Source organism: Pseudomonas sp. MB-090624 (assembly GCF_003205245.1).
GTDB classification, from domain to species: Bacteria; Pseudomonadota; Gammaproteobacteria; order Pseudomonadales; family Pseudomonadaceae; genus Aquipseudomonas; species Aquipseudomonas juntendi.
Window position 1 is genome coordinate 49,956 of sequence record NZ_QJRK01000003.1, and the last position, 14,756, is coordinate 64,711.

General features: G+C 64.5%; 12 protein-coding genes. 5 read left to right on the forward strand and 7 right to left on the reverse strand.

Going from position 1 to position 14,756, the window contains the following annotated elements; translation table 11 throughout:
* The first annotated feature begins 36 nt into the window (after nucleotides 1-36).
* Complete coding sequence (locus tag DMX12_RS02495; protein ID WP_110676076.1) at nucleotides 37-996, forward strand: ribonuclease Z; 960 nt, start codon at nucleotides 37-39, stop codon at nucleotides 994-996.
* A gap of 221 nt (nucleotides 997-1,217) precedes the next feature.
* Here DMX12_RS02495 and DMX12_RS02500 read toward each other — a convergent pair whose 3' ends face one another.
* Nucleotides 1,218-2,501 carry a Zn-dependent hydrolase gene (locus DMX12_RS02500; protein ID WP_029887470.1) on the reverse strand — a complete coding sequence of 428 codons (1,284 nt, stop codon included), beginning with the start codon at nucleotides 2,499-2,501 and terminating at the stop codon, nucleotides 1,218-1,220.
* Nucleotides 2,502-2,640: 139 nt separating this feature from the next.
* Nucleotides 2,641-4,131, reverse strand: coding sequence for an NCS1 family nucleobase:cation symporter-1 (locus tag DMX12_RS02510; protein ID WP_110676078.1), 1,491 nt, complete (start codon nucleotides 4,129-4,131; stop codon nucleotides 2,641-2,643).
* A gap of 338 nt (nucleotides 4,132-4,469) precedes the next feature.
* On the opposite strand from DMX12_RS02510, the gene hydA reads away from it, so the two are divergent.
* The 3 genes from hydA to preA all read left to right on the forward strand — a co-directional run bounded on the left by hydA (nucleotide 4,470) and on the right by preA (nucleotide 8,716).
* Nucleotides 4,470-5,909 carry a dihydropyrimidinase gene (gene hydA, locus DMX12_RS02515; RefSeq protein ID WP_009683141.1) on the forward strand — a complete coding sequence of 480 codons (1,440 nt, stop codon included), beginning with the start codon at nucleotides 4,470-4,472 and terminating at the stop codon, nucleotides 5,907-5,909.
* A gap of 165 nt (nucleotides 5,910-6,074) precedes the next feature.
* The gene (locus tag DMX12_RS02520; RefSeq protein WP_110676080.1) at nucleotides 6,075-7,442 is read left to right on the forward strand and encodes an NAD(P)-dependent oxidoreductase; all 1,368 of its coding nucleotides are present in this window, start codon (nucleotides 6,075-6,077) and stop codon (nucleotides 7,440-7,442) included.
* Nucleotides 7,442-8,716 carry an NAD-dependent dihydropyrimidine dehydrogenase subunit PreA gene (gene preA, locus DMX12_RS02525; protein ID WP_054911519.1) on the forward strand — a complete coding sequence of 425 codons (1,275 nt, stop codon included), beginning with the start codon at nucleotides 7,442-7,444 and terminating at the stop codon, nucleotides 8,714-8,716. The genes DMX12_RS02520 and preA overlap by 1 nt, the downstream gene beginning before the upstream one ends.
* 76 nt (nucleotides 8,717-8,792) lie before the next feature.
* Here preA and DMX12_RS02530 read toward each other — a convergent pair whose 3' ends face one another.
* From DMX12_RS02530 to gnd, 5 genes are all read right to left on the reverse strand, one after another.
* The gene (locus DMX12_RS02530; protein WP_110676082.1) at nucleotides 8,793-9,413 is read right to left on the reverse strand and encodes a TetR/AcrR family transcriptional regulator; all 621 of its coding nucleotides are present in this window, start codon (nucleotides 9,411-9,413) and stop codon (nucleotides 8,793-8,795) included.
* A complete protein-coding gene (locus DMX12_RS02535) occupies nucleotides 9,413-9,769 on the reverse strand; it encodes a VOC family protein (protein WP_110676084.1) in 357 nt (118 codons plus the stop codon). The genes DMX12_RS02530 and DMX12_RS02535 overlap by 1 nt, the downstream gene beginning before the upstream one ends.
* Before the next feature lie 80 nt (nucleotides 9,770-9,849).
* Nucleotides 9,850-11,646, reverse strand: coding sequence for a glycoside hydrolase family 15 protein (locus tag DMX12_RS02540; RefSeq protein ID WP_110676087.1), 1,797 nt, complete (start codon nucleotides 11,644-11,646; stop codon nucleotides 9,850-9,852).
* A gap of 140 nt (nucleotides 11,647-11,786) precedes the next feature.
* A complete protein-coding gene (gene zwf, locus DMX12_RS02545; protein WP_110676089.1) occupies nucleotides 11,787-13,292 on the reverse strand; it encodes a glucose-6-phosphate dehydrogenase in 1,506 nt (501 codons plus the stop codon).
* On the reverse strand, nucleotides 13,289-14,272 hold the full coding sequence (gene gnd, locus DMX12_RS02550; protein ID WP_029887475.1) for a phosphogluconate dehydrogenase (NAD(+)-dependent, decarboxylating): 984 nt from the start codon (nucleotides 14,270-14,272) through the stop codon (nucleotides 13,289-13,291). The genes zwf and gnd overlap by 4 nt, the downstream gene beginning before the upstream one ends.
* Nucleotides 14,273-14,473: 201 nt before the next feature.
* Here gnd and DMX12_RS29380 point away from each other — a divergent pair, with 201 nt between their 5' ends.
* Nucleotides 14,474-14,641 carry a DUF6026 family protein gene (locus tag DMX12_RS29380; protein ID WP_009683150.1) on the forward strand — a complete coding sequence of 56 codons (168 nt, stop codon included), beginning with the start codon at nucleotides 14,474-14,476 and terminating at the stop codon, nucleotides 14,639-14,641.
* The last annotated feature ends 115 nt before the right edge of the window (nucleotides 14,642-14,756 follow it).

The window sequence follows — 14,756 nt, forward strand, 5'->3', positions numbered from 1 at the left end:
ATTTTGCGCGACTGGACTGGCACAAGGAGCCGCAACATGGACCTGCTGTTTCTCGGTACCTCCGCCGGGGTGCCGACCAAAGCCCGCAACGTCAGCGCCACCGCCGTAGTCGAAGCCAGTGGTAGCCACTGGTACCTGGTCGACTGCGGCGAGGGCACCCAGCACCAACTGTTGCACACGCCGCTGTCGGTTCGCGACCTGCAGGCGGTCTTCATTACCCACGTTCATGGTGACCATTGTTTTGGCCTGCCCGGGCTGCTCGCCAGTGCCGGCATGAGTGGCCGTAACCAACCGCTGGATATCGTCTTGCCTGCCGCGCTGCATGGCTGGCTACGCCAAGGCCTGGCCGCCAGTGATACCTTCCTGCCGTTCGAGCTGCGCCTGCTGGCCGTGGAAGATTGGCAGGGCTGGCGCAACCAGACCCTGCAGGTTGCAGCGGTGCGCTTGTCGCACCGGGTGCCGAGCGTAGGTTTCGTGTTTACCGAACTCAACCCTGAACCCCGCCTGGACACCCTGCGCCTGGAGGCTGAGGGCATACCGCGTGGCCCGATGTGGGGCGAGCTGGCCAAGGGGCGTACCGTGCAATTCGGCGAGCAGCTGCTGCATGGCAATGAATACCTGCGTGGCTCGCGCCCGCCCCGGCGGATTATCGTGTGTGGTGACAATGACAACCCGCAATTGCTCGCCGACGCCGCCCGTGGCGCCGATGTGCTGGTGCATGAGGCAACCTTCACGCAGGCGGTGGTGGAGCGGACCGGGGTCACCTTTGGGCACAGCACTGCGGCGGCAGTGGCGCGCTTTGCCGAGGCGGCAGGCGTGCGCAACCTGGTGCTGACGCACTTCAGTGCCCGCTATCAGAGCGACCCAAGGCGCAGCCCGAGCATCAACGACGTGCGTGATGAGGCACTGGCCCACTACCGCGGCCGGCTGGTGCTGGCGCAGGACCTGCAGCGCTATCACATCGGCCGTGACGGCTACCTGGAACCAGCCCAGTAGGAGATAACACAGCACTACGGGCTGCGCTGTCGCGCAGAGAACTGAATTCGTAAGCGCGACGCGGCCTGTGTGGGAGCGGGCGCGCCCGCGAAGAATCCAGCGCGGTGGCTGGCACCGGCTACGCCGGTGTTCGCGGGTGAACCCGGTCCTACAAACGGACGGTGTGGCTCCGCCGATCTATGGCCAAACACGACCAGTGAAGGAGCGGCCCTTACGCCTGATCAAGCTGCCAGGCGGCCGCTGGCAATCGCCTGCGAAGCAGCCAGCATCGCCCGCAACAACACCGCACAACCCGCCGCCAGGTCATCGGGTGCGGCGTTTTCGATTTCGTTGTGGCTGATGCCGTTCTCGCACGGTACGAAAATCATCCCGGCCGGCCCCAGCTCGGCAAGGAAGATCGCGTCATGCCCTGCCCCGCTGACGATGTCCATGTGCGGCAACCCCAGGGCCTTGGCCGAATCGCGCACGGCATCGACACAGCCCTTGTCAAAGTACAATGCCGGGAAGTCCGCCGTGGGCACCAGTTCGTGGCTCAGGCCATGCTTGGCGCAGGTCGCCTCGATGACCCCTCGTACCTCGGCGATCATCGCATCCAGTTGCTCGCCCTCAAGGTGACGGAAGTCCAGGGTCATGCGCACTTCGCCAGGGATTACGTTGCGTGAGCCCGGGTAGGCCTGCAAGCAACCCACCGTGCCGCAGGCATGCGGCTGGTGGCCGAGGGCTGTGCGGTTGACCGCTTCGACCACCGCTGCGGCACCCACCAGGGCATCCTTGCGCAGGTGCATGGGGGTGGGGCCGGCATGGGCTTCGACGCCGCGCAGGGTCAGGTCGAACCACTTCTGGCCAAGGGCACCGAGGACCACCCCAATGGTCTTGGCCTGGTCCTCGAGTATCGGCCCTTGCTCGATATGCGCTTCGAAATATGCCCCCACCGGGTGCCCGAGCACCGCACGTGGGCCGGCGTAGCCAATGGCGTTCAACGCCTCGCCCACACTGGTGCCCTGGGCATCGCGCTTGGCCAGGGTTTCTTCCAGGGTGAACTTGCCGGCGAACACACCCGACCCCATCATGCAGGGGGCAAAGCGCGAACCTTCTTCGTTGGTCCACACCACCACCTCCAGCGGTGCTTCGGTTTCCACGCCCAGGTCGTTGAGGGTACGGAGCACTTCCAGCCCGGCCATCACGCCGAAACAGCCGTCGAACTTGCCGCCAGTGGGCTGGGTATCGATATGGCTGCCGGTCATCACCGGTGGCAGCTTGGGGTTACGCCCAGGGCGACGGGCGAAGATATTGCCCACGGCATCGACGCTGACCGTGCAACCGGCCGCCTCGCACCACTGCACGAACAAGTCGCGGGCCTGGCGGTCGAGGTCGGTCAGGGCCAGGCGGCAGACACCCCCCTTGGGCGTGGCGCCGAGGCGGGCCAGGTCCATCAGCGATTGCCAGAGGCGGGCACTGTCGATGTGGTGGGCGGTGGTCTTGAGGATGTCTTGGAAAGGGGTCACGGGTTTCTCCTTCAGGCTTTTTTGTTGTCTGTTCGGGCCTCTTCGCGGGCATGCCCGCTCCCACCAGATCGCCACAGGTTTTCCAGTACTGCGTAGTACCTGTAGGAGCGGGCATGCCCGCGAAGAAGCAGACACGGTCTCAGGGCAAGGGCTTGACCAGCCGCGCCGGGCTGCGCGCCGCCAAGCCGGCGAACACGTAGTACAACGCCGCCCCCAGCAGCGAGCCGGTGAACCAGCCATAGTCGTAGAACCAGCTGAAGCTGCTGTTGCCGATCGCCAGCACCGTCAACCCCACGGGCAGCACGAAGGCGGCGAAGCCAGCCCAGTTCCACGCCGGGTACACGTCGTCGCGGTACAGCCCGGCCAGGTCCAGCTGTTGCCGGCGGATCAGGAAGTAATCCACCACCATGATCCCGGCTATCGGCCCGAGCAGGCTGGAGTAGCCCAGCAACCAATTGGAGTACACGCTTTCCAGGCTCAGGTCGGACACGATCCAGCCCAGTTTCTTCAGCAACTCGTGGCCCATCAGCGCCAGGCCGATGAAGCCGGTCAGCCACACCGCACGGCTGCGCCCGATCAGGCGCGGGGCAATGTTCTGGAAGTCGTTGGTCGGCGACACGATGTTCGCCGCAGTGTTGGTCGACAGGGTGGCGATCACGATCAGCGCCATGGCCAGGGCGACCCAGAACGGGCTGTGGATCTTGCCGATCAGGCTGACCGGGTCGGACACCGTTTCGCCCACCAGCGACGCCGAGGCCGCAGTCAGCACCACGCCCAAGGCCGCGAACAGGAACATGGTCAGCGGCAGGCCAAAGATTTGCCCGAGGATCTGGTCCTTCTGGCTGCGGGCATAGCGGCTGAAATCGGGAATGTTCAGCGACAGCGTGGCCCAGAAGCCGACCATGGCCGTGAGCCCAGCGCAGAAGTAGCTGACCACGCTGGCGCCTTCAGGGCGTTTGGGCGGTTGCGCCAGCAGTTCGGTCATCGACATGTGTGGCAAGGCCCACACCAGCAGGCCCAGCCCAACGGCCACCAGCAGCGGCGCCGAAAGCGTCTCCAGCCACTTGATCGACTCGGCGCCCCGCAGTACCACCCACAGGTTCAGGCACCAGAAGATCATGAACCCGATCACCTCGCCGACACCGCCCAGGGCCTTCCAGCCGTCGAACACCGACCCCAGGAACAGGTGGATGGCCAGCCCGCCGAACAGGGTCTGGATCCCGAACCAGCCGCAGGCCACCACGGCGCGAATCAGGCACGGCACGTTGGAGCCCAGAATGCCGAACGACGAGCGCAGCAGCACCGGAAACGGGATGCCGTACTTGGTGCCGGGGAACGCGTTAAGGGTCAGCGGGATCAGCACGATGATGTTGGCCAGCAGGATCGCCAGCAGCGCCTCGCCAACGCTCAGGCCAAAGTAGGCTGTGAGCACGCCGCCGAGGGTGTAGGTTGGCACGCAGATGGACATGCCTACCCACAGGGCCGTGATGTGCCATTTGTTCCAGGTGCGCTGGTGCACCTTGGTCGGGGCGATGTCGTGGTTGTAGCGCGGGCTGTCGAGAACATCACTGCCCTCGGCCAGCTCGAACAGGCCATCCTGCTCGACCACTTGCGATCTGCTCTGTTGCATGGGCCTTTCTCCAGACTTTTTCGAGTTGTCTGCTCATCGGGCTAATTCGATGGCCGGAGTACACACGCGTATGAGTGCCTTAGAAATCTCGACCAATTTTCTATCTTGTCAAGTTAGTCAAAAACCCTGGAGGGCCCGAATTCAGCGGGCTCTAAATATTTAATTCATTTAAATCAATGATTTAAAAACCACAAAATAAATAGGAAATTTTCTTGCTGAATTCAGGATCAGCATCTAGCCTCGAATCTTGTCAGGCATGACAGGATTAACCCCTGCCCGCCCTGCTTCCGAAAATTCCAAGAACCGGCCAAGACCGGTCAGCCTGCGAGGAAAACGGCATGTCCCTGTTGATCCGTGGCGCCACCGTTGTTACCCACGAAGAGAGTTACCCCGCCGATGTGCTGTGTGCCGATGGCCTGATCCGTGCAGTCGGACCTGGCCTGGAAGCGCCGACCGATTGCGAGATCCTCGACGGCAGCGGGCAATACCTGATGCCGGGCGGCATCGACCCGCACACCCATATGCAATTGCCGTTCATGGGCACCGTGGCCAGCGAAGACTTCTTCAGCGGTACCGCGGCCGGCCTGGCGGGCGGCACCACATCGATCATCGACTTCGTCATTCCCAACCCGCAGCAGTCACTGCTGGAGGCCTTTCACACCTGGCGCGGCTGGGCCCAGAAAAGTGCCAGCGACTATGGCTTCCACGTCGCCGTCACCTGGTGGAGCGAGCAGGTGGCCGAAGAGATGGGCGAACTGGTGGCCAAGCATGGGGTGAACAGCTTCAAGCACTTCATGGCCTACAAGAACGCCATCATGGCGGCCGATGACACCTTGGTGGCCAGCTTCGAGCGCTGCCTGCAGCTAGGTGCAGTGCCCACCGTGCATGCCGAAAATGGCGAGCTGGTGTTCCACCTGCAGAAAAAGCTGCTGGCACAGGGCCTGACCGGGCCGGAAGCGCACCCCCTGTCGCGCCCTTCGCAGGTTGAAGGCGAGGCGGCCAGCCGCGCCATCCGCATTGCCGAAACCCTCGGTACACCGCTGTACCTGGTGCACATTTCCAGCCGCGAGGCGCTGGATGAAATCGCCTATGCGCGGGCCAAGGGCCAACCGGTTTACGGCGAAGTGCTGCCTGGCCACTTGCTGCTGGACGACAGCGTCTACCGTGACCCGGACTGGGCCACAGCCGCCGGCTACGTCATGAGCCCGCCGTTCCGCCCGCGCGAGCACCAGGAGGCGCTGTGGCGCGGCCTGCAGGCGGGCAACCTGCACACCACAGCCACCGACCACTGCTGCTTCTGCGCCGAACAGAAAGCCATGGGCCGGGATGACTTCAGCCGCATCCCCAATGGCACCGCTGGCATCGAAGACCGCATGGCGGTGCTGTGGGATGCCGGGGTCAACAGCGGGCGCCTGTCGATGCACGAGTTCGTGGCACTGACCTCTACCAACACGGCGAAGATCTTCAACCTGTTCCCACGCAAGGGCGCCATCCGCGTAGGGGCCGATGCCGATCTGGTGCTATGGGACCCGCAAGGCACGCGCACCATCTCGGCGCAGACCCACCACCAACGGGTGGACTTCAACATCTTCGAAGGCCGCACTGTACGTGGCGTCCCCAGCCACACCATCAGCCAGGGCAAAGTGGTCTGGGCTGATGGCGACCTGCGCGCCGAGGCGGGCGCGGGGCGCTATGTGGAGCGGCCGGCGTATCCGTCGGTGTATGAGGTGCTGGAGCGTCGGGCCGACCAGCAGCGGCCGACGCCCGTTCAGCGCTGAAGCCATTGGGGCTGCTGCGCAGCCCATCGCGACGCAAGGCCGCTCCTGCAGGAATGCGCGGTCCCTTGTAGGAGCGGCCTTGCGTCGCGATGGGCCGCACAGCGGCCCCCGATCCCACCACAACAGCTGTCGCCTGAACCCTAAAAAAATAGAGAGGCTACAACCGTGATCGACGCCCTGAACCATTTGCCGCGCCCCCGGGCCGGCGCCGACCAATTGGCCGAGTGCTTCAGCGACCTGGCCCCACCCCTCACCGCACGCCAGGCCGCCGTGGAAAGCGCCCGCTGCCTGTATTGCTACGACGCGCCCTGCGTCAACGCGTGCCCCAGCGAAATCGACATCCCGTCATTCATCCACCGCATCAGCGACGAGAACCTGCAAGGCGCTGCCGAACGGATTCTGTCGGCCAACATTCTCGGCGGCAGCTGTGCCCGCGTCTGCCCGACCGAAATCCTGTGCCAGCAAGCGTGTGTGCGCAACAACGCGCAGGAATGCGCCCCGGTACTGATCGGCCAGTTGCAGCGCTACGCCCTGGACAATGCCCAGTTCAGCGACCACCCGTTCCAGCGTTCACCGGCCACGGGCAAGCGCATTGCGGTGGTCGGCGCTGGCCCTGCGGGGCTGGCATGCGCACACCGGCTGGCCATGCATGGCCATGACGTGGTGGTGTTCGAAGCCTGTGACAAGCCAGGTGGCCTCAATGAATACGGCATCGCCCGCTACAAGCTGGTTGACGATTATGCCCAGCGGGAAGTGGCATTCCTGCTGGGCATCGGCGGTATCGAGCTGCGCCATGGCCAGCGCCTGGGGGGCAACCTCAGCCTGGGCGAACTGCGCGACCAATACGATGCGGTGTTCCTTGGCCTGGGCCTGAATGCCGTGCGCCAGCTGGGGCTGGCCGATGAAGAGGCCCCCGGCCTGCTCGCCGCCACCGCTTACATCCGCGAGTTGCGCCAGGCAGACGACCTCAGCCAACTGCCGCTGGCCGAGCGCTGCCTGGTGATCGGTGCTGGCAACACCGCCATCGACATGGCGGTGCAAATGAGCCGCCTGGGTGCCCGCGACGTCAACCTGGTGTACCGCCGTGGCCACGCCGACATGGGGGCCACCGGGCACGAGCAGGACATCGCCAAGGCCAACCAGGTGCGCTTGCACACCTGGGCCCGCCCCGACAGCGTGCTGCTGGATGACACCGGCAACGTACGCGGCATGCTCTTTGCCCGTACCGAATTGGCCGACGGCCGCCTGCGCGACACCGGCGAAACCTTCGAACTGGCCGCCGACGCGATCTTCAAGGCGATCGGCCAGCGTTTCGACGACAGCAGCCTCGCCGACCCTGTGGCCGCACAACTGGCCCGCGACGGTGAGCGCATTCGCGTTGACGTGAACATGCAGACCAGCCTGCCAGGGGTATACGCCGGTGGCGACTGCACCGCGCTGGGCCAGGACCTCACCGTTCAGGCCGTACAACACGGCAAAGTGGCCGCCGAAGCCATCCATGCCCAACTCATGCTCAACGTGGAGGCAGCGTAATGGCCGACTTGTCTATCGTGTTCGCCGGGATCAAGGCCCCCAACCCGTTCTGGCTGGCGTCCGCGCCGCCCACCGACAAAGCCTACAACGTGGTCCGCGCCTTTGAAGCCGGCTGGGGTGGCGTGGTGTGGAAGACCCTTGGCGAAGACCCGGCCGCGGTCAACGTCTCGTCGCGCTACTCGGCCCATTACGGCGCCAACCGCCAGGTGCAGGGCATCAACAACATCGAACTGATCACCGACCGTTCACTGGAAATCAACCTGCGCGAAATCACCCAGGTGAAGAAGGACTGGCCCGACCGCGCGTTGATCGTGTCGCTGATGGTGCCGTGCGAGGAAGCGTCGTGGAAGTTCATCCTGCCGCTGGTGGAAGCCACCGGCGCCGATGGCATCGAGCTGAACTTCGGCTGCCCGCATGGCATGCCGGAGCGCGGCATGGGCGCGGCGGTCGGCCAGGTGCCGGAGTACGTGGAAATGGTCACCCGCTGGTGCAAGCAGCACTGCTCGCTGCCGGTGATCGTCAAGCTGACGCCGAACATCACCGACATCCGCCAATCGGCACGGGCTGCGCATCGCGGCGGGGCCGATGCGGTGTCGCTGATCAACACCATCAACTCGATCACCAGCGTCGACCTTGACCGCATGGTCGCCCACCCCATCGTCGGTGACCAGAGCACGCATGGCGGTTACTGCGGCTCGGCGGTGAAGCCGATCGCCCTGAACATGGTGGCGGAGATTGCCCGTGACCCGGCCACCCATGGCCTGCCGATCTGCGGCATCGGCGGCATCGGCAACTGGCGCGACGCGGCCGAATTCATGGCGCTGGGCAGCGGCGCGGTGCAGGTGTGCACGGCGGCCATGCTGCATGGCTTTCGCATCGTTGAAGACATGAAAGACGGCCTGGCCCGCTGGATGGACCAGCACGGCCACGCCAACATCGAGGCGTTCCGTGGCCAGGCGGTAGGGCATACCACCGATTGGAAGTACCTGGACATCAACTACAAGTCGGTGGCGCATATCGACCAGCAGGCGTGCATCGGTTGCGGTCGCTGCCACATCGCCTGCGAGGACACCTCGCACCAGGCCATCGCCAGTACGCTGAAGGCAGACGGTACGCATGCCTACAGCGTGATCGAGGAAGAATGTGTGGGCTGCAACCTGTGCCAGATCACCTGCCCGGTGGAGAACTGCATCGACATGCAGGCGCAGGACACTGGCAAGCCTTACCTGAACTGGACCCAGGACCCGCGCAACCCCTACCGCGAAGCGAGCTGATGTAGACCGGCGCCTGCCGCACTGGCACGGCCTTTTTGTGGGCAGCAAAAAGACCGTGCGCGGCAGGCATGGCCGGTCACGGCTCCAGGCCAATCCCCCGCAGGATCACACTGGTCACCGTTTGCACCGCACTTTCGAACGCCAGGTCCGACAGTTCATCGCCGCCGTTGAGCAACTGCACCTGGTAACCGAAGTCGGCGTAATGCTGGGTCGAGGCCCAGATCATGTACAGCAGCGCCGAGGGCTCGACCGGCAGAATGCGCCCCTCCTCCACCCAGCGGCGGATCTTCGCCTCCTTCAGCTTGGCCCACGGCACCAGGCTGTCATCCAGGTTGCCCCCCAGCACCGGTGCCCCATGCAGCATTTCCTCGGCCCAGATCTTCGAGCCTAGCGGCCGTGACCGCGAATGCCCCATTTTCGCGCGGATGTAGCTGGTCAGCACCACCCTTGGGTCGTCGAAATTCTCGAAACACAGCGCGTCCTGCTTCCACACATCCAGCAGGTCCTGCAGCACCGCACGGAACAGATCGTCCTTGGTGCTGAAATAGTAATGCAGGTTGGAACGCGGCAGTTCGGCCTGCTCGGCGATATCGCCCATGGAGGTCGCGCCGTAGCCTTTTTCGGCGAACACCTTTTCCGCCGCTTGCAGGATCTTGCCAACGTTGCGCCGGCGAATTTCGATCTTGTGATTGGCCATCAGGCTTGAGCCGTCCACACCGCCAGTTCATGACCGTCCGGGTCAATGAAATGGAAACGCCGCCCCCCGGGGAAGGCAAAGGTCGCGCGGCTGATACTGCCCCCCGCCGCGGTCACGCGCTGCTGCGTGGCTTGCAGGTCATCGGCGTAAAGGATGATCAGCGCCCCCCCCGGGCGCACCGGCTCACCCGCGGTAAAGCCGCCCGTGAGGCGGCCGTCGCTGAATTCGCTGTAGGTTGGCCCGTAGTCGGTGAAGCGCCAGCCGAAAACATGCCCATAGAACGCCTTGCTGCGTGCGATATCGCTGACATTGAACTCGATGTTGTCGATCTGCCGATCCGAACCGCGGATACCCATGGACGCTCCTTGCCGAATGAGATTTGACCTAGTCTACCCCGCTCGGTTGCCGGAGCGTGCACAAATTCGGTGCAGCCGGCTCAATCGCAACTGGCCCGGTCGCGGGCCGGGCAGCGGGCCTGCTGGAGGTTCAGGGCGGTATTGATGATGCCGATATGGCTGAACGCCTGCGGGTAGTTGCCAAGCATCCGCTGGCAGGCCGGGTCGTATTGCTCGGCCAGCAGGCCCACGTCGTTGCACAGGCCTGTCAAACGCTCGTACAACGCTTGCGCTTGCGCCATCCGGCCCAGCAGGATGTAGACGTCGGCCAGCCAGAACGAGCAGACCAGGAACGTACCTTCGCCCGGGGTCAGGCCATCCCCGGCACTGTCACTGTCGTAGCGCATCAGCAACCCGTTTTTCAGCAAGCGTTGCTCGATCTGTTCCAGCGTGCGCAGAAAGCGCGGGTCATCGGCAGGCAGGAAGCCGGTCAGGGCGATCTGCAGCAGGCTGGCGTCCATCTCGTGCGAACCATAGGCCTGAACGAAGAAACTGCCGCTGCTGTCGAGCCCTTGCTCACACACTTCACGGCGGATCTGGTCGGCCACCTGGCGGTAATGCTGGCCATGCTCACGGCCTTCTTCGGTGGTGTCTGCCAAGCCGGCAGCGCGGTCGAACGCCACCCAGGCCATCACCTTGGAATGCACGAACTGCTGGCGGCCGCCGCGCACCTCCCAGATACCCTCGTCCGGCTCGCGCCAGATACGCTCCACATAGGGCAGGATCAGCCGAGAGATGGCGGCGCTACGCGGATGGCGCGGCAAGCCGCCCTTGATTGCCTGGCTCATGGCATCGGCCAGTTCGCCATAGATATCCAGCTGCGCCTGGGCCGACGCGGCATTGCCCACCCGCACCGGTTGCGAGTGCTCGTACCCCGGCAACCAGGGCAAGGTGTATTCCTGCAGGTCGCGCTCGCCACCCAGGCCGTACATGATCTGCATCTGTTCGGGGTTGCCGGCCACCGAGCGCAGCAGCCATTCGCGCCAGGCCTGGGCCTCGTCGAAATAGCCCAGGTTCATGAATGCCAGCAAGGTCATGGTGGCGTCGCGCAGCCAGCAGAAACGGTAATCCCAGTTGCGCTCGCCGCCGAGTTGTTCCGGCAACGACGTGGTGACGGCCGCAACGATGCCGCCAGTGGGGGCATACGTCATGGCTTTCAGGGTGAGTAACGAGCGACGGACCAGTGCGCTGTAGGGGCCTACCTGAGGGCAGCGGTCGGCGAACGCCTGCCAGTGCTCGCAGGTATGGGCCAGGGCCGCGTCGGCATCGCAGCCGGGCTGCACCGGCAGGTGCGAGGGCTGGTGGCGCAGGCTGAACACCTGGCGCTGGCCGGCCGCCACGCGAAAGCGCGCGCCGGTGTGGTGGTCGCGGGCATGGGGCGGTACGGTGCTGCACAGGATCAGGCGGTCGGGGCCGGCCACCGCGCTGAGGGTGAGCGGGTCCAGGCGTTCGACCCATGGCACGCTGCGCCCGTAGTCGAAGCGCATGACCAGGTCCATTTCGAAATTGGTTTCGCCCGAGAGGCCTTCGACGATGCGCACCACGGCGTTGACGTCACCCAGCGGCATGAAATCGAGTACGCGGGCCCGGCCAGTGGCAGTGACCCACGTGGTTTCCAGCACCAGCGTGTCGTTCAGGTACTGCCGGCTGCAGTGCTCGACCGGGTCGCAAGGGGCCAGGCGCCAGCGGCCGTTTTCTTCGCTGCCCAGCAAGGCGGCGAACACCGCCGGGGCGTCGAAGCGTGGCAGGCATAGCCAGTCGAGCGAGCCATCCCGGCTGACCAGGGCGGCGCTGCGGCAATTGCCCAACAGGGCGTAATCTTCTATGTGGGCGGGCATCGCGTTTCCTTAAAGTGGTTGCCTGTGCTGGCCCTTTCGCTTGTCAACCCGCCCCACAGGGCCCCACCGCCCAAGGGGTTGTGCAGCCCCTGTCAGAGGGGGGTCACTCGCGAAGCGGCCGGCACACGCCGAAAAACCTGTTACCCCAATCGGTGCCATTCCCGCTTGTCCCGGCTCAGCAGGTCATTGCCCGCCTCGGGGCCATCTTCACCCGCCGGGTACTCGTGCACCTCGCCCCCCTTGGCCCAGGCGTCGAGGAACGGCTGCACGGCACGCCAGCCGTTCTCGATGTTGTCGGCCCGCTGGAACAGGGTCTGGTCACCGGTCAGGCAGTCATAGATCAAGGTCTCGTAGCCGGTCGCCGGGGTCATCTTGAAGAAGTCCTTGTAGGCAAAGCCCAGCTCGACGTTCTCCATTACCAACTCCGGCCCGGGGCGCTTGGCCTGCAGGTCGAACCACATGCCTTCGTTGGGCTGAATCTGGATTTTCAGGTAGTTGGGTTTGGGCCGCTCCAGCTCCGACTCGCGGAACTGCGCGTACGGTGCCGGCTTGAAACAGATGGCAATCTCGGTGTCACGCACGCTCATGCGCTTGCCGGTACGCAAGTAGAACGGCACCCCCGCCCAGCGCCAGTTATCGATCATCACCTTCAGCGCCACGTAGGTTTCGGTCTGGCTGTCGGGCGCGACGTTGGCCTCCTCGCGGTAGCCGGGCAGGTGCTTGCGCCCCTGCTTGCCGGCGCTGTACTGGCCCCGCACGGAATGCTTCAGCGCCATCTTCGCCGACCACGGGCGGATGGCGCCGATCACCTTGGCCTTTTCGCCGCGCACGGCGTCGGCGCCGAACGCTGCCGGCGGTTCCATGGCAACCATGGCCAGCAGCTGGAACAGGTGGTTGGGCACCATGTCGCGCAAGGCGCCGGTGGCGTCGTAGAAGCCACCCCGCGTCTCGACACCGACGGTTTCCGCGGCGGTGATTTGCACATGGTCGATGTAGTGGTTGTTCCAGAACGACTCGAACAACCCATTGGAGAACCGGCTGACCAGAATGTTCTGCACCGTTTCTTTGCCCAAGTAATGGTCGATACGGTAGATCTGCCGCTCGCCCATCACCTTCAGCAGGCAGGCGTTCAACGCCTCGGCACTGGCCAGGTCGGTGCCGAACGGCTTCTCCACCACGACCCGGCGAAAGCCGCCGGCAGACTCGTCGAGCAAGCCGGCCTCGCCAAGGCGCTGGGCCACTTCAGGGAAGAAACGCGGCGAGGTGGCCAGGTAAAAGATGGCGTTGCCGTGGCTGGTCTTGTCGATGCGCTTGCCCAGCGCCTGGTAAGTGGCCGGGTCGAGGAAATCGCCCGTCTGGTAGTCCAGGCGCTTGGCCAGCCGCGCCCAGAGTTTTTCGTCCAGGCACTGGGCGGCGCCTTCGCCGCCCTTGTCCCGCTCGGCCATGAACGCATGCAGGCGTGCGGCAAACTCCTCGGCCGTGGCAGGGTTGTGGTCAACGCCAACGATGCGCAGGTTGCGGTCGAGCAAACCGTCGCGGCTGAGGTTGTACAGCGCAGGCATGAGCAAGCGCTTGACCAGGTCGCCATTGGCGCCGAACAGAAACAGCGTGCAGGGGGGTGCGGCCGGAGTGCTCTTTTTAGTCATTCGTCTTTTTTCTCGACATGGCCACCGAAGCCCAGGCGCATGGCCGAGAGCACTTTGTCACCGTAGGTGCCCTGCTGCTGACGCGAGCGGAAACGGGCAAACAATGCGCTGGACAGGACCGGTACCGGCACTGCCTGCTCCACGGCGGCATCGATGGTCCAGCGGCCCTCGCCACTGTCGGACACCGAGCCACTGAACTGCGACAGCTGCGGGTCGGCCACCAGCGCATCGGCGGTGAGGTCGAGCAGCCACGAGGTGACCACACTGCCCCGGCGCCATACCTCGGCGATTTCGGCCACATCGAGGTCGAAGCGCTGGTCTTCCGGCAGTTCGTTGCCGCCTTTGCTGCGCAGCAGGTCGAAGCCTTCGGCATAGGCCTGCATCAGGCCGTATTCTATGCCGTTGTGCACCATTTTCACGTAGTGGCCGGCGCCCGGTGGGCCAGCGTGGATATAACCATGCTCGGCGCGCTGGTGTTCGCCGCTGCGGCCATGGGTGCGCGGAATGTCGCCTACACCCGGTGCCAACGCCTTGAACAGCGGCTCCAGGCGCTCGAACACGTCCTTCTCGCCACCGATCATCATGCAGTAGCCGCGGTCCAGGCCCCATACCCCGCCAGAGGTACCTACGTCCAGGTAATGCAGGCCACGCTTGGCCAGCTCGGCGGCGCGGCGCATGTCGTCCTTGTAGAAGGTGTTGCCGCCGTCGATGATGGCATCGCCCGGCTCCAGCAGCTCGGCCAGTTGCGCGATGGTCTGCTCGGTCGGCTCGCCAGCCGGCAGCATCACCCACACCGCGCGTGGCGCTTTCAGTTTTTGCACCAGCGCGCCAAGGTCGTGTGCGCCCTGGGCGCCCTCGCCTTCAAGGCCGGTAACCGCCTCGCGGTTGCGGTCGTGCACCACGGTGCGGTGGCCAGCGCGCATCAGGCGCCTTGCGATATTGCCGCCCATGCGGCCCAGCCCGACGATTCCCAGTTGCATGAGCCGATGCTCCCCTTTCGAAATAGATGACAACAGTCCAGCTGTTCAGGTTAGTCCAGCATGCCGCCCGAGGGTTCAGCGACGAACGGCAAGACCACGATAAACAAAAAAGTTCCCAAGGCTTGTGAAAGAATTCAAAATGCGCCCGCGAGAAGCGTCTACGCTTTGAATTGTCACCAGCCAAAACCGCGAGGTGTGCTCATGGGTACCTTGATGCCTGCAACCCCAACCCAGACCCTCTATGTCTCCGTGCGCCGTGATGAGCTGCGTAAACTCAAAGACGAACGTGACCAATTGCGCCAACAGGTCGCCGAGCTGAACGTGTTGCTGGACCAGGCACGCATCGCGGCTAAAGCCATCGACCTCTGATTTTCCCCCGCCCTCGGTGGGAGTCCTGCGCTCCCACGCTGCAGCCCCAGCCCTCGGAAAAAGTTGAATTGGGAACGATTCGCGTTTAAGGTGCGCGCTTTTCTTCCATCCTTTC